The following is a 21898-nucleotide window of genomic DNA, read 5'->3' as shown; positions in this document are numbered from 1 at the left end:
AATCAATTCTCCTCAGGTTGGAAAAGCTGATACGGCAACTGTTGTCTGAATACCCTCTCTCTGAAAAATGTGATGATATTCTGTCTGTGTTCCTTAAGTCTTATCTGTTCAGGAATGAGATCAGAAATATCATGCTTCATTATCGACATATTATAATCAATATTCGGAGCAAACCTGTTATCCAGATACCACGCATAAAAGAGGCCAAAAAACAATCCCGGCGGGGTGAATCCTTCCTGACCATGAATCACTCTGTAATACTCTCTTTCATTATCTGGCATGGGTGTCATTTTTGAAAGCTCCAGGTAGCTGTGCAGATCTGCAGGAGACAGGAAAGCACGCAAACGCTGTGATTCACAGATTGTCAGTTGATACATACGACCAATTTCCAAACCGTTTTGTACCACCGGCAGCATGATCTTTTGATCCGCATAATTACCAAGTAAGGATTGTCCCAGTGCAATCAAAAACACGATTTCGAATCGGTTGAGATTTTCGACCTGATCCTGGCGTATTTTAATTTTTGCATCCTGTGGGTCATAGAAGGAAAAGACATTGTCCCATTCCTGGCATCTCTTCCAACATTGCGGAGCAATAAGCGTGATTCCACGAACATACTGCAAATGTTCAACGAGGATGTCCGGATGCAACCACAGGATTTCAGCCATGCGTTTAACCAGCCAGGATTGCTGAGTATTAGGCATAACCTGTGGAGAACTTGATGAAGTATTAATCAGTTCGACACTGAGATATTTTAAACGTGACCGTATTTTCTCAAAACGCAGACACGGAATGATTTTCTCAGCATGTTGATTATTTACAGAGAATGAGTTTGTGGTGAGGTCACAATTTTGCTTTGATTTTTCCAGTAGGTTGCTCTGTTGTAGGATCCACAGTGTTTTTATCGCCATTGCCAGGGCATCTGAATCATGTTGAATTATGCCACGTCTCAATAACAGTTGTTCAGAATAAAGCCGAGCTTCTACGGTGCGTAGCCCGAGCTGCCGTATTTTCTTACGATCCAGGTAAATCGGCTGTTTTTCCTCAAGGGCATACCTTTGCAATGTCGAACCGGGAATCTCCTTCATTTTCATTCCAAGAATATGGGAGAACAGTCCCTTGATACCATCAGGAATATTACGCTGATAGGCGTGAATCAAATCCGAAACATGGAATTTTCTATCCGGGGTGTCTTTAGATAAATCAGTCTCTCCTCTCTGAACCCAGATATTCGCGACAAGAAGCTTGAGGGCATTGGTATTTCTCCGTATAGCCTCTGCCATTCCAGGAATCTGCAAGATAGGAATAATTGATGTATAGAGACTGCCTGGTGCAAAAACAATGATATCAGCTTTGTTGATTAACTGGACGACTTCAGGCAGCAGATAGGGTTTATTGCTGAAATCTACCAAGACCCTGTCCACGGCATAGCCCCGTTGTGCCTTGCTCGACTTATCTTCGCTGGTTACCAATACTCCATTATCGTAAAGCATTTGAATCTGCGATAGTGTCGTGGTGCATGGAAGCACGCTATCCCTGCCAGCTCCAATTGCCAGGGAAAAGGCTTGTAAACCTCGAATAGTGGCTGTACGAACAAGCTGATGGGAAGCTATTAATTCGGTATTGGAGATGTGCGGCTGAAATTCATCATAAATTGCAGCTGCAAGAAGCAAATTGCCCAAACACTGAGTTCTATACAATGTTGGTTGCAGGCGAATATCAGTAAAAAGTCTCTTGGTCAGGTGCTCTATATACTTCCTCAGAGCAGGTGGCAGATCAGCAAGTATAGCACAGGTATCTACAAGTAACTGATCTGAAGAAACAGGATGTGAAATGAAACGATAGTTCATCACGGCAAAAAGAGCTTCAACAGCCCTGCTCACCACATGTTCATCTATTCCGTAACGTTTAATAAGGTTCTCTTTACGAACAGACGAAAGCAAAACATGACGGAGGTCCCCTAGTGCAATAAGGGGAAGATCCTTTAACAACTCGCCGGTTGAGCCACCATCATCTGTTACACAGACTACAGCATGGAGATGTGGGAAGACTTCCTTCATCCCTGAAAAAGGATGTTGCCTCCAATATTGCTGGCGAGAGTCACCACCGACGAGATTGGACAACCCGGTTCCACCGCCAAGAACCACAACACAGAGCTCGCTCACATCTGCGTCTCGAATTTGCTCTACAAACGCTGCATAATGAGAGAGAAGCGCCTCATTTCCAAGAGAGTTTCCGTTTTCGAGGAGCAGGGATGTCACCTTCTCAGCGCAGTTATTTCCTGGCAGAAAATCGAGTGCAGAAAACAACGGGGAGGTCAGTTCTTGCATCTGCAAATTGATATGATTCTCCATGCTCTGAAAGTATCCCTATTTCTTAAAACCGCCTGAAATCCGATTTGCCCAAGTTGCTGGTTACAGGGTTGCAAGTATTCAGAATACGATGTGATCAATTTTCAGGCATTTATACACATTCCCTCAATGGTTAATGCCGGGTGAGGAATTCCTCAACACGCATGATATCCTCTGGTGTGTCGACTTCTATAGAATCATGCTTTGTAAGAACAACCCTGATGGTATAGCCGAATTCAAGGGCACGAAGCTGTTCCAGTTTTTCAAACCGTTCCCATTCACCCTCAGGCAACCCCACAAAGGTAACAAGGAATCCTTTGCGATAGGCATAAAAACCAAGGTGTTTATAATATGTCGGTTTCTGCAATTCGTCAGGATTTCGCTGAAAAGGGATCGGAGACCTAGAAAAATACAGTGCGTTCATATGACAGTCAAAAACCGTTTTCACGTGATTGGGATCGTGTATTTCTTCAGGACGGACTATTTTGTAGATTAGAGTGGACATAGGCAAAGCAGGGTCCTCCACCAGGGGACGCGCTACCTGATCAACAATTTCTTCAGGAAACAGAGGTTGATCACCCTGAATATTAACAATAACATCATGTTCTTCTATATCCAGGAGTTCAGCAGCTTCAGCAAGTCTATCCGTACCTGTGGAATGATCCTTTCTGGTCATGACAACTTCACTACCAAAATCCCGCGCAACGGAGGCAATACGTTCGTCGTCGGTTGCAACAACAACCCTGTCAAGCATTTCAACCTGACTGGCACGTTCGACTACATGCTGGATCATTGGTTTACCTGCAATCAAAGCAAGGGGTTTTCCCTGAAACCGGTTGGAATCATATCGGGCAGGTATTATGGCAATTACTTTAGGATTTTTTTCACTCATTACATGACCTTTTGACTGCTGAATCTGACTAACTTATTCTTAAATTATGATACATTGCGCCTCTGGAAAAGGCAATTAACATTCCCAATCAGGATTTATCACAAGTGCAATTTGTTACATCGCCAAGGTGTTCTCGCACCTGTGCACGATAAAACTTCTCTGAAAACGTGCGGTGACAATGCAAGAAACAAAATCCGTCTAACGCTGTCATGGCTTCGGGCTGTACAACCAGTGAAATTTCTTCTCTATCTCTTACACAGTATGCTATATACACACTGTTCATAGGTTTGGTAAAGATATCATAGAAGACATACTCAGCCCCCAAGGAGAGACGACGAAAAGTGCCCAAACCGGTTTTTTTTTACAACCCATCTGCTGATACCGAGACCCAGCGTAAAATCGTACATTCCCTGGGCCTACTTGAGGTGGAAGACTGTAGCCATCATCGACTGTTTATGCATCTGGCCGATAACATGCTGACATTGTCATACAATGACCTGCCATCGCAAGCAGAGCTCTCAATAGCCGTTGACTTCAGTCATTCAAGACGTGACCTAAAAGCAAAAAAACAGGGTCAGGAGTTATTGCTGCGAGCAATTAAAACAAGGGGGGGTCAGCCTTTAACCATATTGGATGCTACCGGAGGATTGGGTAGAGATGCGTTTCTTATTGCACAGGCAGGTTATAACGTCACTGTCCTGGAACGTGATGACATCGTCTCAGCCCTACTGGCCGATGGCATGAAAAGAGGATTGCAGAATACCGATACACGTGAAACGTGTCAGCGTATGACCCTCCACCACACAGAGGCAGTGAAATACATGCTGGAGCTACATCAGCAGTTCGAAGTCATCTACCTTGATCCTATGTTTCCGGACCGTGGCAAGACAGGAAAAGCAAAACAGGAACTTCAGGTTCTGCAGCACCTTCTTCCTGATCACGATGATCCATGCACTCTACTCCCTGCCGCCTGGAACACACTGCCCAAAAAAATAGTAGTAAAACGACCGGTTAAAGGTCCTCAATTATGTGATCTTGCCCCGGAGTATTCCTTACGGGGCAAGACCATTCGCTATGATGTTTATTTACCAGGCTCAACAAAAAACCCATTTTAACCCACATTTCTCGAACTTCTTCAAACAACCCTGCTAACCATATGAAATGATTTTTCTTTAAAATACCTAAAATAGGTTATTTTATAAAAAAATCAATAAGATTGCCCTGCGACGCAATCAGAATCCCGGGCAACAAAACATCTCTACCTGTTACAGTTGAGCAGCCTTATGAAGAGCCTCAGCCATGGTATTTCTGTTTTCATCGGATAATTTTACGGGAACCTGGTAACAAAGGGTCCGTTCCATGAGTGCTGCAGAGATTGGAAACGCATCAGGATCATAGATATATCGTCGTTTACCATGTGCAGAAAAAGGCCAACCGTTCTGAGCCGGTGTTTTTCCTCCGAGTAAATGTTCCCACTGGGGGTAGAAATGCCAGCTGTTTTCACTCCAGTTAATCGCGCCCGCACCGTTTTCTCGCAGCACACTGTTCACTGCTGCCGCTTTTTCCTTACTGGGCAACATGAATGCAAGAAAGGTGGCGGAATCCCCTGAAGGATCGAGGATATCTCTGAAGGTGACGCCTGGAATTGTTGCTACAGCTTCCCTGATTACAGCCTTGTTCTTTCGCTGAGACTCCACCATGTTGTCCAGTTTTGCCAACTGTGCCAGCCCAATAGCCCCCTGAAGCTCCATCATCCGATAGTTAAATCCGATAAAAGAGCGCCCCTCTCCTCCGCGACCACCGGGATTAACTGCATGATCATGCCCGTGATCATGATATTCGGACATCGCCCGCCAAAGTGCTTCGTTATTGGTTATACACATCCCACCTTCACCGGTGGTCATGGTTTTAACCGAATCAAAAGAAAAGGTGCCAATGTCTCCAAAGGTACCCATATGCTTTCCATTAAGGCGACATCCCGCAGATTGAGCTGTATCTTCGATAAGTGGGAGATTGTGAGCATCAGCGATGGCCTTGATCTGCTCAATGCGAGCCGGCGCACCCAACATATGTACTGCAATGATGGCTTTAGTTTTATCAGTGATCTTCTTTTCGAGATCTGAAGGATCCATATTCAGAGTGGTGTCGATTTCTGTAAAAACAGGAATTGCCCCCACATCCAAGATTGCCTCCCAAGTGGCAACAAAAGTAAAAGATTGGGTTATTACCTCATCGCCGGCACCAACACCAAGAGCAGCAAGCGCAACTTTGACGGCAGCTGTTCCAGAACTGACAGCCTGGGCATGGTCGGCCCCGGTATATGCTGCAAATGCCTGTTCAAATTCACGAACTTTATAGACATCGTTCCTTTGTGCTCCAAACTCATAACGAAAGAGCACCCCTGTGTCGAAAACATCCATCACCTGCTGTTTTTCTTCTTCACCAAAGACTTCAAAGCCAGGCATGATAACTCCTTTCAGTATATAGTTGACTCGTAGTTGTCCAGAAATATGTAATATTGATCAGCGTCAGGACCATGGACAATTTTTTTTGAGGATACGTTGAAATTTTGACCAAAAGACTATTTCCAGAACACACTTATTACAGGGCATCCTGTGAGGATTGTCTATTTGCAAGGAATCTATCGGAGAAGTTTCTTTTTCACCGTAGTTGTGTTATTTTCAGAAAATCAATGCTCGCAATATCAATTATGTCTGCAGTAAAATGCATTGTGTGCCTCAGAGACTACGTTTGCCAAAACTTGAGCAAAAATCTGCAGTCATGGACAGACACTTGCCAGCTTCTAATTGGAAAGCTCAAGTCGACCGTTATCTATGAGACGGACTTTGTCTCCTATGTGAACGGCCAGGGCAAGAACAGTCTGTGCATCGGCCTCTGTGACATCTTGCAAAGTATCACAATGAACAAAGCTGATATAATCAATTCTGGTTTCCTTCTGCGCAAGAACATGTTCCTGAACCTGTTGCTTGAGGGCAGCAGTGCTGCGCACTCCCTGTGCGTACAACTGCCTAGCAAGATTCAGTCCGCTGGACAGGCTCAAGGCAGCCTTTCTATGTTCAGGGAGCAAATTGGCATTACGGCTGCTCATGGCTAAACCGTCTTGTTCTCTAACAATTGGATGCCCGATAATACGAACAGGGATGTTCAGATCCTTTACCATCTGACGAATGACAGCCAGCTGCTGAAAATCTTTTTCTCCAAATACCGCTAATTCCGGCTGTACGATATTGAAAAGTTTTGTCACTACAGTTGTAACCCCGGCAAAATGACCCGGCCTGTGCGCTCCACAAAGGTTTTCAGTAAGTGAGTGAACACTCACTTCTGTCAGGTTGTCACCAGGATACATCCTTTCGGAATTCGGTGTAAATAAAATATCCACCCCTGCGGCCTCTGCCTTAGCCACATCGCCAGCCAAATCTCGGGGATAGTGATCCAGGTCTTCGTTGGGACCAAATTGAATAGGGTTAACAAACAGGCTGGTCACTACCTTATCAGAATGTTGCTTTGCAGTACGCATCAGGCTCAAATGCCCTTCATGAAAAAAACCCATGGTTGGGACCAGGCCTATAACCTTGCCCTGTCCGATCATTTTCCGGGACCAGTCATACATCTCCCGGGGTGTTTCAATAATTTTCATGATTGCCGTAATTGCCTCAATTTGGACTCAACCACCATTCTCGTAGGATCCTGTTGACCATTCATTCCGCTCAGCTGCGATAATTGCAGGTACTCAGCATACTGGCCTATGGCCTTGTCTTTGTTGCCCATGGACTCGTTAATTCTAGCCATGGCTAAATGCGCCTCCGGCTCAAAACCCTTAATTTCTGAAAGTAAGGTGTACATGCCAAGAGCCTTTTCGTTTTGATCTGTCATTTCATAAACAGCAGCAATCTTGGAAATAATCAAAGGTTTGAATACTGAATCATCATCAAATTGTTCATTCATACCTGAAAGAAGCTCTAATTCCTTATCAAATTCACCTTTTTCATTATATCGCCTGATAAGTTCCACCTTTGCCCAGGTACCTGCCGGAAGAGAGCCATAGTCTTTTATAACAGCTCTCAACAGCTCTTCGCTGCCATCGGTAGCCTGTATGGCCACATCCAATGCTGAAGCCGATTTATTCAGACGATGAGCGCGATAGGAGTCATACAGGGAAACAGTAACAACAACGAGGATAACGGCTATCGATACACCCCAAAACATGGTCTTATGTGCCCGGATGAAGTGTATTGTTTTAGGTGGCAAACCTAGCTGTTCAAGCAGCCCGTCGGCTTTGTCCACATTATGCAATAATTCAGCATCTTTATAAGATTTAGTAGGTTCAGACATGAAAATCTCTGTGTGTTGGTTGGAAAATATCTTCTCCCTCTCTTCGCCCCCTGTGTTAGCCCCAAAAAAACACAATAACTCAGAATATCAAAGAGATGAAGGCTGAAAGTCATAATAACCGAAACTGGAATCAATGATGAATCAAAACCTGGGTCTGATGATCTTCTGGCAATCTCCCAAGTAAAAGTTCAATCAGTTATGGTTCCAACTAATTCGGCAAGAGTATCGAAACGTAATCGCAACAGGTATGCACAGCTTGATAATGCGCACAACTCCAGATGCGATTATACCGCAGGAGTAGAAAAATGCATCACTCAATCCATCCTTTACAGGATAAAGTTGCTCCTTGATGAGAATATGCGTATATTCCCGGTCATGGAAACCACATCTCACATTTTCACAGTCTCAGAACTAAACGCCACCATACGTCAAATGCTGGAAGGAACATTTCCTTTCATCAGCGTCCAGGGTGAAATATCCAACCTGCGCACTCCCTATTCAGGGCATTCTTATTTTACCCTCAAGGATGACAAGGCTCAGATAAAATCTGTGCTTTTCAAGCTCCAGAAAAGATATCTCAGCGAGCCACTTTCAGATGGCAAGCAGGTTCTATGCAGGGGGCGGCTCTCGGTATATGAGCCTCGGGGGGACTACCAACTGATAGTTGACAGTCTTACCTTTCAGGGTGAAGGAAATCTTCAACTCACCTTTGAACGATTGAAAAAAAGACTCTCAGAGGAAGGGCTTTTTGCTGCCTCCTGTAAAAAACCTATCCCAAAATCACCAGAACATATCACTCTGATTACATCTCCAAAAGGAGCAGCGGTGCACGATTTTATCAACATCGCAACGAGAAGGTCACCAGCAATACACCTGCTGGTGTTTCCAGTGAGCGTTCAGGGAACCCAGGCCCCGGGTGAAATCATTGAGGCTATCCGCACTGTTAACAAAGAGATCACTACAGATGTCATTGTACTCTGCAGAGGAGGAGGATCCATTGAAGATTTATGGGCATTCAACAACGAACAGCTTGCCAGGGCAATACGGGAATCCAACATACCGGTTGTTAATGCGGTAGGCCATGAAATTGACTTTACCATTGCTGATTTCGCTGCTGACATGAGAGCCCCTACCCCAAGTGGAGCAGCAGAATTATTGATTCCTGATGGGAACGCACAAAAACGTCAATTAGATGATATCAGGAAAAGAATTGAGCAAAACATGCTCAGCAGGTTGAGTGAATACAGCTACAGGCTCCGTCATTGTGAACAGCAATTGGGAAAAATGACCTACCCTCTTGAAAGCCACCTCCTGCGCCTCGGCCATATCACCATGCAGCTGGAAAGGGGACTGGCAAACCTGATACAGAACAAAGAACAGCTACTCAGCCGTATACTAGGACGCATCAACGCCCGCAATCCACAGACACTGCTTGCGTTGCATCAACAGCAGATTTTAAACAACAGACAACGACTGCAACAAGCGATACAGACAATTCTGCAGCAGAAAGAACAGGCAATGGCACGAACAACCAGCCTGCTTGATGGCGTGAGCCCCCTTGCGACCCTTGCTCGGGGTTATGCGATAGTACGAAAGCATGATCCCCCACACTCAATAATAACTGATGCACAACACGTTTCATACGGTGAAGACCTTGATATTCACCTGCACAAGGGAGTCATTCGGGCAAGCGTACTTTCCCAAACTGAAAAGGATTAAACTGACTATTTTCGGAAAATCAATGCGAGGTTACACCGCCAGTAAGCTGTACTTGATCTCCCGAAAACGACACAGCAATGGAGAAAAAAGCTGAACACTGCTGGCCTGCCAGTTCGCGCCTTTCCATAAATGAGAATCTTCGTTCGAGGGCAGGCAAACAAAAACTCCGAGGCATCTTCAAAATTTTACCACAGGTATACGGCTGACATTCCGAGGATAAAATCTTAAAAAGAATACAGCTATCGGGGAAAAAAGAGTTATCTCTGACAGACTCTTAGTTCAATAATGAATCCAGTTCGCTATTGATATCCAAAAGAACAACATCCAAATTTTCAGGATTTTTTTTTGCTGTATCTTTAAGTTTATTCCCCCACTCTTTCAACATGGAGGTGTCAACTTTACGGATCTCGTTGTCCTTGCACCACTCCAGGCCTATTTTATATCCTAAGGCCTGCAACAACTCCTCTTGGGCAGCTTTTTCCGTTACTGGAGTCTTTTCTATAATTCCGGCAGCTATATCCTGCCAGCCGTCAACGAGCAGGCCTCCTTCCTGGAACTTCACATACCATTTCAACTCCTCTGGGGTCAATTCCGGAGGTATGCTGTAACTTTTCTCCTGCATTTCGTGCTGTTCGGTGGGTCTCTGGTCTATCTGATCTGCTACCGACTGCAACGGAGCATATACCGTAACAAGACCCATTAACACCAAGGCGGAAAGATATCTGGCATAAGGCATAACTTTTCCATCGTACATAATAATAGATATTCTTGCTCAAGAATAGCATTGCCAGTGAACAGTGTCAACGATTAGTACAATTTTTTATACTCTCCGTGCTACTTTTCCTTTGTACTCACCCCTGCTTCACTAAAAGTAGACACTTCTGTCAATAACCGCACAGCAGCATCCACTGCATTCATAGCAAAAGCGGCACCAGTACCCTCTCCCAGACGCATATTCAAAGAAAACAGAGGCTCCAGTTGAAGTTTTTCAAGCATATAGCGATGACCCGGCTCAACGCTTTTATGGGCACAAATCAGGTAATCTCGAACAAAAGGTTCTATGGTATAAGCTATCAAAGCGCCTGCTGTTGAAATAAAGCCATCAACAACCACAGCCTTCTGATTAGCCGCAGCACCGAGTATCAAACCTGCAATCCCACCTATTTCAAACCCTCCAACCTTTGCCAACACATCTATCCCATCTTTTGGATCAGGCTTATTCGCCGACAAAGCCCTCTCAATCACAGCAATTTTCGCCTTCTTCTGCTCTTCATCAAGTCCTGTTCCATTACCGGTCAATTCTGCCACAGGTTTCCCTGTCAATACTGCGGCAATGGCAGTTGAAGGGGTGGTATTGCCGATACCCATATCTCCTGTTCCAAAAAGATCAACCTGCTCACTGAACTTGTTGGCAAGCTCTACGCCAGCCTGAATGGCCATGACTGCGTGAGATCTGGACATTGCAGGTCCACGTGCAATATTTGCCGTACCTGTCGAAATTTTGCGGCTTATGAAACCACTTTTATCTTGCAAGGAGGTGAAAGCATCACAGGCCCCCATATCGACCACGCACACATCCGCACCAGCTTGCCTGGACATTGCATTGATGGCAGCTCCACCATCTATAATATTGTGCACCATCTGTGTGGTAACGTCAGGTGGGTAACATGAAACGCCTTCTTCTGTAACACCATGATCGCCGACCATGACAACTATGCGTTTCCTGCTTATCGAGGGGGTAATGGTACGATATACGCCTGCCAGATTGACGGCAAGATCCATAAAATCGCCCATGGCCCAATAAGGCATGGTCAACTGTTCCAGACGCTCTATCGCACGATCGCGCCAACTGAGATCCTGCGGATAAATCTTGCGAAGAGTTGCCTGGAGAAAACTGTCTGCTTGTTCACTAATCATAACTTTCCATATCGAAACAATATCTAATTTAACGAGGTGTAATCTTCAGCATATGGTCAGAAGAGCTGAATCAGCATCAATCCTTCCTTATTTTACCTCTGAAAGGGTCCTGTCATACAACTGACCTACACCATACTCCCGTCGGCGTTGAAACTTTTCCAGTGGAGGGCCTATCAACTGCATTTCAGGATACAGGTTCACCATCTCCCTTGCAATATCCATCTCTTTGGTGCAGCCTGTAGAATATGTTGAATCCTTGCCGATCCATTCCGGTGGAACTTTCTTATTCATCAGGCTGAACGTCATTTCGATATCTGAAACGCTTTGAAAACGCCAGATATCTATCTGCCCTGATCGTTGAAAAATTTCCCACATATACATTACGTCATCAGCGTCCATCCCTTCCTCAAAATGTTCAGCAGGATTGATTACAACCACATCATGCAGCGAAGAACGCAGATAATTGACGAAAACGTCCAGTATTTCTTTGGCTGTCTGTAATTGACCGGGAATAGAGCCAACTATGGCGGAATAGAACATTATGCGTTTTCCATTCTCCTTTTCTTCCCGCATTGTATCAACCAACTGTTCTGCTTTTTTGCGCAAGACCGATTTGGGAAACCTGATTACGGCAGGATGATGCTCCTTGACCACAAAATCCAATACCCCGTCGTCTTTGGGGATAATTGAAATCATATCCCGGGTAAATTGGAAATGATTAGTTATAGTTTCCCGGCACCCTGGACTTCTACTGACGACCAGGTCGGCTTCTTTAAAAGACCTTGCAAAGGTAACCGAAGATAGCAAGGGATTAAACGGTTCCCTGGTTCCATCGGATATCACTAATAACTGATCATCTCTCCCAAGGCGTCGCAGCAACTCATTTTTGGAAATTTGAGCATCACCGACAAGATCAGCGCCGGAAAGAAGCGTATCAAGTGTCGTATCTTCCAGTAAATCAATAAAAGAAATCCGATGGTAATAAAAGCTTTGCTTTACAGCCAAAATCACTTTAATTCCCAGCTTCATCAACAAGTTGATGATTGCAAGATCAAAAACGATTTCACCCGACCTGCCGGCTAGCCAGAGAATGGTAGGCTTCCGTTTTCCCGCCACCACATCACGCAACCAGGAGCATAACCAAAGCCACTCATCGCTATGCAATTCCTGATTCATTATTTCTCGCAGATAGGCTTGATCCGGCAGATGGTCATCTTTCCATATGGTACGGACGGATGACAGGATCAATAAACGACGGAGCCGGAGAATCTGTAGTTGAAAATCAATCTCTGTTAAAGTGGAATTCTCTCCTATTTCAAGCCCTTCCAGGGAATCAAAGCATTCCTTAAACAGCTCTGACCTAAGAAAATCTGCGACCCGTTTGTTTTCGCTTTCCTTAACTCGGGCAAGAGGGCGATCAATTTCACTGATGGTTGTAAATATACCCAGCAATCGCTTTTCAAGACGCCCTGGAAGATGTACTTTATGTGTTATATCATGGTTATACTTAATGGAAAGCAGACTCATCAGGTACTGTCTTTTATATGGATCAGTTACCACCTCTGCCACCAGACGTTCAAGCCTGCTCCAGATATGAATGTAGGCAGAAGTCAGCAAGGTATCTGCCCGTTTTTCAATAACGGCGTGAAAAAGAGCATCTGAGCAGGGATAATAGATCTGATCAGGTTGAAGATAAACCATGAAATTCAACTGTTCAGGGGATGCAACCATATCCGGAAAAGCTTCATAAGCCAGATGATTTTCCGTAAAAAAATTCGTAACCCAGGCGTCTTTGTCTGGATCAAGGCCTCGTTGATAATTCATCAGTTCAGTCATTAGTCTCGTTTCTGAATTCCCAATTGTAAACAAATTTCCTCAGCTACTGCCTCAGCACTTTTTCCCTGAACATCAATCTCAAGATGAGCACAACTTCGATATAAGGGGAGTCTTTTGGCAAAAAGCTCTTTTGCTTTTTCCAAATCAGCGAGCAATGGTCGTTTTTTAATTTTTTTCGCTCCATCAGGGTGTTGCTGAATGGTTGCAAGAATAGACTCAACTTCAGCGTGCAAATAAACGACCTTCCCTATTTTTCTGATTTTTGGAACAGCAAAAAAACCACCCCCTGTGGAGATGACTGTTTCCTGGACATTTTCGACCAACCACCCTGCCACAGTTCTTTCCAGTTTACGAAAAGCAGGTTCTCCCTGCTCAGCGAAAAGGCTGCGTATCTTCATTTTTATGCGAGATTCAATCAGGTCATCGGTATCTATGGCAAATCGTCCTGTCAACTCCGCAAGTGCCCGTGCTGTACGGCCCTTACCAACTCCCATAAAACCTATGAGAACAATATTCTGTTTCTTTTTTTTCTGCATGAAAGTAATGCCTTGTGCGTATCAATGTAGTTACTCAAATGAATAAACAGCTTACTCCTGTGCCGGTAATTGTTTTCTTGATTTGCGTGCCCTACCATTACCCTGCATATAAAAAAATGAAAATCAAATTCGGGCCTTTCATTCATATCCATGGATGCATGAGTAGTGAAAAGTTTTTTTCAAGGAACTGGCTGTTTGCTTGCAATCCACTCCTGAAACCATTGCCGATATTCACCGGCAACATTATTCCATAAATACGGTTCAGTGAGAGCCCGTGAACATTCCTGGCTCAGCCTTATATTACGGCGTAGTACATGCTCAAGTTCATTTTCAAAACGACCTGATCCATATCGAAATTCGCCAGGGAATAATTCAGGATAAGCCAGCCTGTCGGGGACGAGTGGACGGCAACCGGCACGAACCGCTTCTAGAACCGAATAACCAAAGAATTCATGGCGCGCTGTTGAAACGACAACACTCCCCTGCTGCAGTAAAGCCAGGTACTGCTGCCTGGAAGAAACAAAACCAAAGTGCAGCATCCTGCTTCCCAAGACTTCTCTGGCCTGATCAAAGATAGCTGGTATATTGCGAAAGGATTGCCCCAACACTATAAGATGAAATGGTACTTGACGTTCTGCGAGGGAAAAAAGGGCCGTAAAAAATTGTTCAGGATTTTTGTCGTGCTCCCAACGATGATTCCAGACAATTACTGGCGTCCTGTTACATTTTTTCTCTGAACCGTGACTGGGCTCAAAAGCCATCCCCGGATGAAGTATGACGCTCGAAGCATATAGTTGCTCGACCCGTTGAGCCAGATTAAACTCTTTGTTTTTCCGCAGATAGCCTTTTACACCTTGAAAAAAAGTATCTCTATTGTGCTTGCTGTTGAAAGCAATGGCATCGGCACACAAGGCGGAAAGAAAATTAATTGCAGCGTAGCTGTACTGAGCGCCAGCATCTCTCTGGGACGGGTAAGCGAATTGATTTTCATGAAAATACAAGCCAATAGGAAGCAATATTCCTGCCTGCGCAAGCAACGAACGTAGCACTGCCACATCAAGAAAGCTGGAAGTAAACAGGCCTGCATATCGTTTACCTCCTGCATAGAGGTCTATAATCTGGCCAGCCATATGTGGCGCTGCAAGGTGCATCCGTGTTTTCCATTTTTTTGCAGGCAAAGTCAACAGCGTGCAAGGCCTATCCAGAACAAACTGTAACCCGGCAAGAAAACTTTTGTGTGACCCTCCGTAATATGGTTCGATAATGAGAATACTCTCAGCTTTATGAGTCATGCTTTTTTGAAAAAAGTAATGAGATACAAACTTGAGTTGCACCCTGTAACGTATTTTGGTGTAATATAAGCACTATGGAAATTTTGACACACTGCGCAAAACAATTCTGTAATATTTGTAACAACTTTTATCTGTACTTTATTTACCCACGAGGTCTTCAATGACAAACTGGTATATCGCGATTAATGGTAAATCTCAAGGCCCCTTCAGCAGAGAACAGGTTATCGGTGAACTCTCTTCCGGTCGCTATGATGCCAACACCCTCGTATGGAGGGATGGTTTTTCAGACTGGGTGCCAGCGACAAGTGTTCAGGAATTACAGCAAAACGCCAGCCCTGCGACTGCTCCACCTCCACCGGCTGCCATGCTTACCCATGAAATTGATTACGAAATCTTTGGTCAGGAAATGCAATTTGTTGAAATCGAACTCGATACCAATGAAAGTGTCGTTTCCGAGGCTGGGGCTATGATGTACATGCACGACCAAATCCAAATGGAAACCGTGTTTGGAGACGGGTCTCAATCATCCCAATCCGGCAGTTTTTTTGATAAAATGCTGGGTGCTGGCAAGCGCCTGATAACTGGCGAAGGCCTGTTTATCACCATGTTTACCTATACAGGCCCAGGCAAAGGAAAGGTTGCCTTTGCAGCGCCCTATCCCGGAAAAATCATCCCCTTGGATCTCTCTTCGTACGGTAACCGCATAATCTGCCAAAAAGATGCTTTTCTCTGTGCAGCCAAGGGAGTGGCCATAGGAATCGCTTTTCAAAAGAAAATCGGCACTGCACTTTTTGGTGGCGAGGGTTTTATCATGCAACAGCTGGATGGCGATGGCCTGGCATTTGTCCATGCAGGGGGAACCATCGTGGAAAAAGAACTTGCCGCTGGTGAAACAATGCGTGTGGATACCGGCTGCCTGGTAGCTTTAACTCAAAACGTGCATTACGACATTGAATTTGTAGGCAATGTCAAATCAGCAGTTTTCGGCGGGGAAGGATTCTTTTTTGCAACACTCCAGGGACCTGGTCATGTCTGGCTGCAGTCGCTGCCTTTCTCACGTCTCGCAGGACGCATATGGGATGCTGCTCCTCAAACACCGGGAGGCTCCCAGGGTGAGGGGTCTGTCCTTGGCGGATTGGCAAACATGTTTGAACGATAACCAACAGCCATCACAACAACAGGACTCCATTCCTTCTTTTTTTGGGGCCCTGTTGTTGTTCTATCTACATGCTGCAGTAAAACTCTTTCTGAACAAAGTATTCGCGGGCGCTCAACGTCGTCTGCCGACTCAGCGGCCGCATACACGCCTTAAAGGGAAAACAGGCAAATAAATCTATACCTGCTGTTCTAGGAAAGACTGCATTCCTTTGCTGAGCCCCAAGGCTTCTGCCAGCTGATCAAGCCAGGCCCGTTCTTCCTCTGTATCGATTTCAATGGCAGCAGCAGCGAGCATATACATGCTCTTTCCCATTCTCGGAACATCTATTCCCGAAATCAGCTGAGCAATGCTTTTTGGGTTATGCAACTCTTCCAGCAAAAATATGGTTTCCTCACTTGTCAGGTCTGCCCCCTGTAATTTATCCAATATTTTCTGTTCTTCTGCTTCATCCAGAGTCCCGTCAGCGTGTGCCGCCGCAACCATAACCTGGATCATGCGCAGGGAAAGCTCCTGTTTATGCTGCTCCGAAACTTCGTTATCGATCGAGCCATGAGGAGGAGTGACGTTTGAGGAAGAAGGCCCTGACACCTGAGGTGAAGACGGAATCGGTGGAGGGGGAGGTGGAACGTTACCGGATGAAGGCAGTGCAGGAGGCACCTGGTAGCCTGGAGACGGGTTTCCACCGGGAATTGCAGGCTGTTGCTGCCCTTGTTGTTGACGATAAATCTCATATGCCCCTACTCCAAGGCCAATAATCGTCATCAGCCCTTTACCGGAAGTCAACTGGTCAGCTACTGCGTCAAATCCTGATTTCTGTTTCTTACCCTTTTTACTTTTTTTTCCATATCCGGAGCCTGTAATCTCACCAAGTACTTTGCCAAGCAGTTTTTCTGTATTTATCATATGCGAATGTTGGGTTACAGCCCATGGTATTTTTTGATACATCATGGCCTTTTTAACAAATCATTTCTCCTGTTGCGACAGTCAGAAATATTCAATTCAATAGCCTTACACTATGGATTTCTCTTCCACAACTGTCAAGCACGCAGCTGTCCTCAATCATTATTATTTCACTGGATTCACCCCTTAGACAGAAATGAAAAAATTATCCCAAAATCAGCAGTATGACTTGCATTGAAAACCAATGATCGTGTATGATTATACTGATACCAAATCAATAAAATGCAAACAATGCAGATCAGCCAAAATATACCATCACATATTGCTGTTTCAATGGGCATGCAGGCCTATATGCAGCAATCGCTCAGCTCCGAACCGGTCCGACAGGTATATATCCCTGTATCGGTTTCCCAGGATAATGATGATCCCACGGAACAAAACCCAATAGCTGACAAAGTTACTTTATCTCCAGAGGCGCAGGAAGCTTCCCGAAGAACCGACGAACAACCACCTCAAGCAGACTCGAAAAATTCAACCAGCCAGGCTGAAGAATACGGCCTAAGCCCTGAAGAACAGCAAGCTGTAGAGAAACTAAAAACGAGAGACAGAGAAGTTCGGGCTCATGAGCAGGCCCATCTTTCCCAGGCTGGAAAATACGCCGCTGGCGGGATGAGTTTCACATATCAAAAAGGTCCTGACGGTAAACGCTATGCTGTAGGGGGAGAAGTCCCAATCAGTCTGAGCGAAGAGTCCACACCTGAAGAAACCATCACAAAAATGGAAACCGTTCGAAATGCAGCCATGGCACCTGCCAATCCGTCGGCAGCTGATAGACAAATCGCGGCTCAAGCTTCTGCAAAAGCTAACCAGGCCAGGAGCGAATTGCAACAGGAGAGAGCCGAAGCTCTACCCCCCTCAAATGATGATAATACCGGTAATGTCAGCGAAGAGACGTCTCCCTCTGAATCCCCCCCTTCATCCAGACAGGACTCTTACCAACCTCTTGATATTGTCGCCTAAAAGAGGACAATTTATCGACCTATATTATAAAACGGATTAACATGATCGTATTTTTCAGTGATTTCGTCCAAAAATTTAACCTGCTCGATACCATCAATAGCTAAAATGATCTTTTCTATGCGAGACCTGATAACCTCATCATATTTAAGCACTTCGCCGATATTTGAAAGACAGGCTGTTTTATTCTCGACCTTGACTTCAACCATCAACGAATAGTCTATTAATAAAGCATGAATTTTCGCTGCCAAGGTAAGATCTTCTATTTTACGCTGAGATTCAGGAGTAGCTTGAAAAGCTGGAGTATCCACCACAGAAGAAATAAGGTTAACAGCGTCATCTACTGTGATTTTGTGAATATTAATTACAAGATCGTATAAACTGCTATCTTTTGTGTCTATCCCATACAGCTGCAAACTCCACTTTCGTCGCTCCTTATCATCTTTTTTAATGATAGATATAGCTTTATTCCGTGAAACATGGTCATGCTTCATAACTTGTTCAATACGATCTTCAAAATCTGCCTGAACTCGTATTTTAAAAACATGAGGTATATCTTTAAGTATATATTGACCAGCTAAACCATGATAAACGATATTATTATTCACTACATGGTTTAAGAGAGCATACTTATAATAGCTTATATATCTTAATTTACCATGGCTGAATCTTTCAAGAACGGATGCAGAATCATGCATAGCGCTCTTAAGACGAATCTCAGGAATATTGAATTCTTCAGAAGCCTCCAGTAATATTTCTCTGGATACACATTCATAACCAAGCTTTTCTGCCAGTTTCTCAGCAACTTCTTTGCCCCTACTAAAAGATCCCCTAGAAATAGTTATAATTGACATTCCTCACCTCGCATGTCTGAATCAATATATATACTCATTACTTTTATCATAATTAAGTAGTTCATTTCAGTCAAATCAATTATGTGCAACTATGACCTGAGTTACCACGTCAATACAATGAATAGGTATTCACCTTTCAAGTAATTTGATAAATTTAATTTATAAAACTGCATAGAATTGGTGGGAAACCCATGATATTTTTTAGTACAATATAGGCAGGACGGTTACTATTTCTTCAAATTAGCCAAATGGAGTTTACATGTCACAATCCCAGGTATTCAGAATGATATTCTATACTTTAGGTATATTTTTTCTTGGATTCGAGGCATTACAGGCAGCTGAGTTGCCAAACCAGGGAGCACCAACCTTTACCTTTGAAATGGGTATTGTATTTTCGGTTCTGATCCTAGTCATACTCCTGTTCGTCTTTGAATGGGTAAGAGTCGATGTTGTTGGCATACTCATGATGGTCGCACTTCCAATGCTTAACCTTGTGACACCCCAGGAAGCAATCAGCGGTCTATCAAGTAATGCCGTGGTTGCTATCATAGGTGTAATTATTATCGGTGCAGGATTGGATAAAACAGGGTGCATGAACTTACTTGCACGTTACATATTGAAAATATCCGGTAAATCTGAAAAAAGTATTGTTGTATCTATATCTGTAACTGTGGCATTTATATCGAGTTTTATGCAAAATATTGGAGCTGCAGCGTTATTTCTTCCTGCAGTTCGAAGGATTGGCAGGCAGACTGGTATTTCTCCTTCAAAAATACTTCTTCCCATGGCGTATTGTGCAATCATTGGAGGAACAATAACTCTTGTGGGAGCAAGTCCCACCATTCTTCTTAACGACCTTATCTACCAGGCAAATGAACTCAATACATTGGGAACAAAAGTTGAACCGTTGGGCATGTTTACGCAAACCCCCATTGGCATAGCACTGGTTCTTGCGGCGATTTGCTATTTTATGTTTTTGGGTCGAATGGTAATGCCCAATAAAAAAGATAACCAGGAAGACAGTGCGCTCATGCCAGCCTCTCTGGCTGACACCTACCAGGAGATAGCAGGCGTTTTTGAGGTCGATATACCTGATGACTTTGGTTCCTTTACCCTGGAAGAACTCCATGTCCGTGACAAGTACCACGTAAGTATTGCCGGTGTCTATTCCCATGATACCAAACAAAAAAACTATGCACCCACCCGTTATGAACTCATCCATTCCGGCGAAACCCTGGCCATGGTTGGCAATGAAGAACACGTCAGGCAATGTGCAGAGGACCTCGGCTGGATTTTTAAAGGTGACCTCGATACATTTGCAGAGGACTTCTCGCCCAATAACGCTGGGATGGTTGAGGGGATCATAACTCCTCGCTCAGAGTTAGTCGGAACCAACATGAGAGAACGTCGCTTTCGTAAACGAAACGGTATAGTTCCCGTTGTTTTATGCCGAGATGGCATATGCCAATTTAATCAGATTACCAAAGAAACATTCAAAACCGGCGATGCCCTGCTGATGTTTGGCAGGTGGGAAAAATTTCGTGAGCTCAGCAAAAAAGAATGTTTTGCGTTTACCACTGAAATTAAAGGAGAGGTTGTCAGAGAAGAAAAAGCAAAAGTTGCATTTGGATGGCTCCTGATCACCTTGGCCATGATACTCTGGCTGAAACCAGTTGCTGCATTCTTGGGGTTTCAGATGAACATATCACTCTCTATATGCCTGTTGACAGGGGCACTGGGTATGGTCTTATTCAAGGTGCTTTCAATAGACGAAGCCTACCGCTCAATTGACTGGATGACTATATTTCTTCTGGCTGGTCTTATACCACTGGGACTCGCTTTTCAAAAATCCGGAGCTGCTGAATGGATGGCAACAACCATCATGGGAGTCTTGGGAGTTGTCCCCGAAGGACTATTTTTACTGATCATTGGTGTCCTCACCTCCTTTTTCACCCTTGTTGTCTCAAACGTAGGTGCCACTGTACTACTGGTACCACTTGCCATGGATATGGCCACAGAAACAGGAGTTGATCCAAGGCTTGCAGCAATGGTTGTTGCACTGGCAGCCTCTAACACCTTTGTCTTACCTACACATCAGGTAAATGCCTTGGTGATGAGACCTGGAGGATATCAAACCATGGACTATATCAAAACCGGTACAGGCATGACGCTGCTTTTCCTCATTGTCTTGACGACAATGCTCATGCTATTTTACTAAAAAATATGTATTAAGGAGTACATGGAAAAAACCCATGTACTCCAGCTAAACTAAACCATATAAATGACGGTTTACATACCCAACCTTTCAACAAACCATTCACTTATATGATCTATCTGCTGCGGGCAGACACTATGCTCCATGGGATAGTTCTGGTATCTCACAACATATCCCCACTCACTAAGCGTTGCAGCAGCTTTTTGGCCAAGATTTTCTGGAACCACAGGGTCAAAGGTACCATGCTGGATAGCTATTGGTAATGCCTTGTTTGCATCAGAAACTTCTATAATATCACTGGTCGCAAAATAGGTAGACATGGCAAGTAATCCTCCCAGTGGTTTATCATAAGTGAGGCTCAGGTGATATGCTACGGCGCCTCCTTGGGAAAACCCTGCAAGAAGTATCCGCTTGCTGTTTATGCCTCGCTCAATCTCTCTATCGATAAACAGGCGAATTTTCTCCGCCGAACTGACTAATTGCCGGGAGTCAACTTTACGGTCAATCTCCATTTCCAAAATGTCAAACCAGGCCGGCATGACATAACCGCCGTTCACCGTGACAGGAATAGACGGGGCGTGTGGGAAGAGAAAACGAACCTGTGCATTCTTTGGAAGCTGCAATTCAGGAACAATTGGGGCAAAATCATTTCCATCAGCACCAAGACCATGCAACCAGATAACAGTTGCATCGGGGATGGATCCTGTAGTCAATTCAACTGCTGGCAGTAACGTCATGGTACTCCTCCAGATTTTACTCTGAATATTCCGTAACTGATCACGGAGTTAACAACACTGATATTTCAATTGGGTCTAAGTCGTAACGGGTCACAGGCGCTTCAAATTTGTGCAAGCGCG

The 21898-nt window shown here is 44.5% G+C and carries 18 protein-coding genes; 5 read left to right on the top strand and 13 right to left on the bottom strand.

Features of this window, described 5'->3' with window-relative positions; translation table 11 throughout:
* Positions 1 to 2 precede the first annotated feature (2 nt).
* Positions 3 to 2354, bottom strand: a complete 2352-nt coding sequence (locus G493_RS31145; protein WP_035275862.1) for a gluconeogenesis factor YvcK family protein — start codon at positions 2352 to 2354, stop codon at positions 3 to 5.
* 130 nt (positions 2355 to 2484) lie between these two features.
* Positions 2485 to 3243, bottom strand: a complete 759-nt coding sequence (kdsB, locus tag G493_RS0124335) for a 3-deoxy-manno-octulosonate cytidylyltransferase (RefSeq protein ID WP_028582433.1) — start codon at positions 3241 to 3243, stop codon at positions 2485 to 2487.
* A gap of 341 nt (positions 3244 to 3584) precedes the next feature.
* On the opposite strand from kdsB, the gene G493_RS31140 reads away from it, so the two are divergent.
* Positions 3585 to 4358, top strand: a complete 774-nt coding sequence (locus G493_RS31140) for a class I SAM-dependent methyltransferase (RefSeq protein ID WP_051309893.1) — start codon at positions 3585 to 3587, stop codon at positions 4356 to 4358.
* Between the two features lie 150 nt (positions 4359 to 4508).
* Here the strand turns inward: G493_RS31140 and G493_RS0124325 are convergent, their stop codons facing one another.
* From G493_RS0124325 to G493_RS0124315, 3 genes are all read right to left on the bottom strand, one after another.
* The gene (locus G493_RS0124325) at positions 4509 to 5708 is read right to left on the bottom strand and encodes a DegT/DnrJ/EryC1/StrS family aminotransferase (RefSeq protein WP_028582432.1); all 1200 of its coding nucleotides are present in this window, start codon (positions 5706 to 5708) and stop codon (positions 4509 to 4511) included.
* A 338-nt stretch (positions 5709 to 6046) separates the two neighbouring features.
* Complete coding sequence (gene panC / locus G493_RS0124320) at positions 6047 to 6901, bottom strand: pantoate--beta-alanine ligase (protein WP_028582431.1); 855 nt, start codon at positions 6899 to 6901, stop codon at positions 6047 to 6049.
* Complete coding sequence (locus G493_RS0124315; protein ID WP_028582430.1) at positions 6898 to 7596, bottom strand: YfgM family protein; 699 nt, start codon at positions 7594 to 7596, stop codon at positions 6898 to 6900. The genes panC and G493_RS0124315 overlap by 4 nt, the downstream gene beginning before the upstream one ends.
* 198 nt (positions 7597 to 7794) lie before the next feature.
* Here G493_RS0124315 and xseA point away from each other — a divergent pair, with 198 nt between their 5' ends.
* Positions 7795 to 9315 (top strand): exodeoxyribonuclease VII large subunit, encoded by a 1521-nt coding sequence (xseA, locus tag G493_RS0124310; protein WP_084813756.1) that lies wholly within the window; start codon positions 7795 to 7797, stop codon positions 9313 to 9315.
* 274 nt (positions 9316 to 9589) lie between these two features.
* Here the strand turns inward: xseA and G493_RS0124305 are convergent, their stop codons facing one another.
* The 5 genes from G493_RS0124305 to G493_RS0124285 all read right to left on the bottom strand — a co-directional run bounded on the left by G493_RS0124305 (position 9590) and on the right by G493_RS0124285 (position 14896).
* A complete protein-coding gene (locus G493_RS0124305) occupies positions 9590 to 10051 on the bottom strand; it encodes a hypothetical protein (RefSeq protein WP_028582428.1) in 462 nt (153 codons plus the stop codon).
* Between the two features lie 98 nt (positions 10052 to 10149).
* On the bottom strand, positions 10150 to 11232 hold the full coding sequence (gene cobT, locus G493_RS0124300; protein ID WP_028582427.1) for a nicotinate-nucleotide--dimethylbenzimidazole phosphoribosyltransferase: 1083 nt from the start codon (positions 11230 to 11232) through the stop codon (positions 10150 to 10152).
* Positions 11233 to 11319: 87 nt separating this feature from the next.
* On the bottom strand, positions 11320 to 13068 hold the full coding sequence (locus G493_RS0124295) for an ARMT1-like domain-containing protein (protein ID WP_028582426.1): 1749 nt from the start codon (positions 13066 to 13068) through the stop codon (positions 11320 to 11322).
* Entirely contained in the window at positions 13068 to 13604 is a 537-nt protein-coding gene (locus G493_RS0124290; protein WP_028582425.1) for a shikimate kinase, read from the bottom strand. Before G493_RS0124290 ends, G493_RS0124295 begins: the two co-directional genes overlap by 1 nt.
* A gap of 179 nt (positions 13605 to 13783) precedes the next feature.
* Positions 13784 to 14896, bottom strand: a complete 1113-nt coding sequence (locus G493_RS0124285; protein ID WP_028582424.1) for a tRNA-queuosine alpha-mannosyltransferase domain-containing protein — start codon at positions 14894 to 14896, stop codon at positions 13784 to 13786.
* Positions 14897 to 15056: 160 nt separating this feature from the next.
* Here G493_RS0124285 and G493_RS0124280 point away from each other — a divergent pair, with 160 nt between their 5' ends.
* Positions 15057 to 16055 carry an AIM24 family protein gene (locus tag G493_RS0124280; RefSeq protein ID WP_028582423.1) on the top strand — a complete coding sequence of 333 codons (999 nt, stop codon included), beginning with the start codon at positions 15057 to 15059 and terminating at the stop codon, positions 16053 to 16055.
* A gap of 174 nt (positions 16056 to 16229) precedes the next feature.
* Here the strand turns inward: G493_RS0124280 and G493_RS0124275 are convergent, their stop codons facing one another.
* The gene (locus G493_RS0124275; protein ID WP_028582422.1) at positions 16230 to 16958 is read right to left on the bottom strand and encodes a DUF533 domain-containing protein; all 729 of its coding nucleotides are present in this window, start codon (positions 16956 to 16958) and stop codon (positions 16230 to 16232) included.
* Positions 16959 to 17306: 348 nt separating this feature from the next.
* Here G493_RS0124275 and G493_RS31135 point away from each other — a divergent pair, with 348 nt between their 5' ends.
* A complete protein-coding gene (locus tag G493_RS31135) occupies positions 17307 to 17975 on the top strand; it encodes a putative metalloprotease CJM1_0395 family protein (RefSeq protein ID WP_084813765.1) in 669 nt (222 codons plus the stop codon).
* Between the two features lie 11 nt (positions 17976 to 17986).
* Here G493_RS31135 and G493_RS0124265 read toward each other — a convergent pair whose 3' ends face one another.
* Positions 17987 to 18826: a cytidylate kinase-like family protein gene (locus tag G493_RS0124265; protein ID WP_028582421.1), complete on the bottom strand. Its 840-nt coding sequence runs from the start codon at positions 18824 to 18826 to the stop codon at positions 17987 to 17989.
* A 259-nt stretch (positions 18827 to 19085) separates the two neighbouring features.
* Here G493_RS0124265 and G493_RS0124260 point away from each other — a divergent pair, with 259 nt between their 5' ends.
* Complete coding sequence (locus G493_RS0124260; RefSeq protein WP_232363828.1) at positions 19086 to 21044, top strand: SLC13 family permease; 1959 nt, start codon at positions 19086 to 19088, stop codon at positions 21042 to 21044.
* Positions 21045 to 21115: 71 nt separating this feature from the next.
* Here G493_RS0124260 and G493_RS0124255 read toward each other — a convergent pair whose 3' ends face one another.
* A complete protein-coding gene (locus G493_RS0124255) occupies positions 21116 to 21778 on the bottom strand; it encodes an alpha/beta hydrolase (protein ID WP_028582419.1) in 663 nt (220 codons plus the stop codon).
* Between the last annotated feature and the right edge of the window lie 120 nt (positions 21779 to 21898).

Origin of the sequence: Desulfogranum japonicum DSM 18378, from assembly GCF_000429945.1 — a bacterium.
In the GTDB taxonomy this organism is placed as follows: Bacteria; Desulfobacterota; Desulfobulbia; order Desulfobulbales; family Desulfobulbaceae; genus Desulfogranum; species Desulfogranum japonicum.
Note: the sequence above shows the minus strand (reverse complement) of the source record. Positions and strands in the feature narration are given on the sequence as shown.

Excerpts from the sequence above, each read along its gene's own strand:
- G493_RS31145 (WP_035275862.1), bottom strand. The coding sequence starts at position 2,354 with ATGGAGAATCATATCAATTTGCAGATGCAAGAACTGACCTCCCCGTTG.
- kdsB (WP_028582433.1), bottom strand. The coding sequence starts at position 3,243 with ATGAGTGAAAAAAATCCTAAAGTAATTGCCATAATACCTGCCCGATAT.
- G493_RS0124325 (WP_028582432.1), bottom strand. The coding sequence starts at position 5,708 with ATGCCTGGCTTTGAAGTCTTTGGTGAAGAAGAAAAACAGCAGGTGATG.
- panC (WP_028582431.1), bottom strand. The coding sequence starts at position 6,901 with ATGAAAATTATTGAAACACCCCGGGAGATGTATGACTGGTCCCGGAAA.
- G493_RS0124315 (WP_028582430.1), bottom strand. The coding sequence starts at position 7,596 with ATGTCTGAACCTACTAAATCTTATAAAGATGCTGAATTATTGCATAAT.
- xseA (WP_084813756.1), top strand. The coding sequence starts at position 7,795 with ATGGTTCCAACTAATTCGGCAAGAGTATCGAAACGTAATCGCAACAGG.
- G493_RS0124305 (WP_028582428.1), bottom strand. The coding sequence starts at position 10,051 with ATGCCTTATGCCAGATATCTTTCCGCCTTGGTGTTAATGGGTCTTGTT.
- cobT (WP_028582427.1), bottom strand. The coding sequence starts at position 11,232 with ATGATTAGTGAACAAGCAGACAGTTTTCTCCAGGCAACTCTTCGCAAG.
- G493_RS0124295 (WP_028582426.1), bottom strand. The coding sequence starts at position 13,068 with ATGACTGAACTGATGAATTATCAACGAGGCCTTGATCCAGACAAAGAC.
- G493_RS0124290 (WP_028582425.1), bottom strand. The coding sequence starts at position 13,604 with ATGCAGAAAAAAAAGAAACAGAATATTGTTCTCATAGGTTTTATGGGA.
- G493_RS0124285 (WP_028582424.1), bottom strand. The coding sequence starts at position 14,896 with ATGACTCATAAAGCTGAGAGTATTCTCATTATCGAACCATATTACGGA.
- G493_RS0124280 (WP_028582423.1), top strand. The coding sequence starts at position 15,057 with ATGACAAACTGGTATATCGCGATTAATGGTAAATCTCAAGGCCCCTTC.
- G493_RS0124275 (WP_028582422.1), bottom strand. The coding sequence starts at position 16,958 with ATGATAAATACAGAAAAACTGCTTGGCAAAGTACTTGGTGAGATTACA.
- G493_RS31135 (WP_084813765.1), top strand. The coding sequence starts at position 17,307 with ATGCAGCAATCGCTCAGCTCCGAACCGGTCCGACAGGTATATATCCCT.
- G493_RS0124265 (WP_028582421.1), bottom strand. The coding sequence starts at position 18,826 with ATGTCAATTATAACTATTTCTAGGGGATCTTTTAGTAGGGGCAAAGAA.
- G493_RS0124260 (WP_232363828.1), top strand. The coding sequence starts at position 19,086 with ATGTCACAATCCCAGGTATTCAGAATGATATTCTATACTTTAGGTATA.
- G493_RS0124255 (WP_028582419.1), bottom strand. The coding sequence starts at position 21,778 with ATGACGTTACTGCCAGCAGTTGAATTGACTACAGGATCCATCCCCGAT.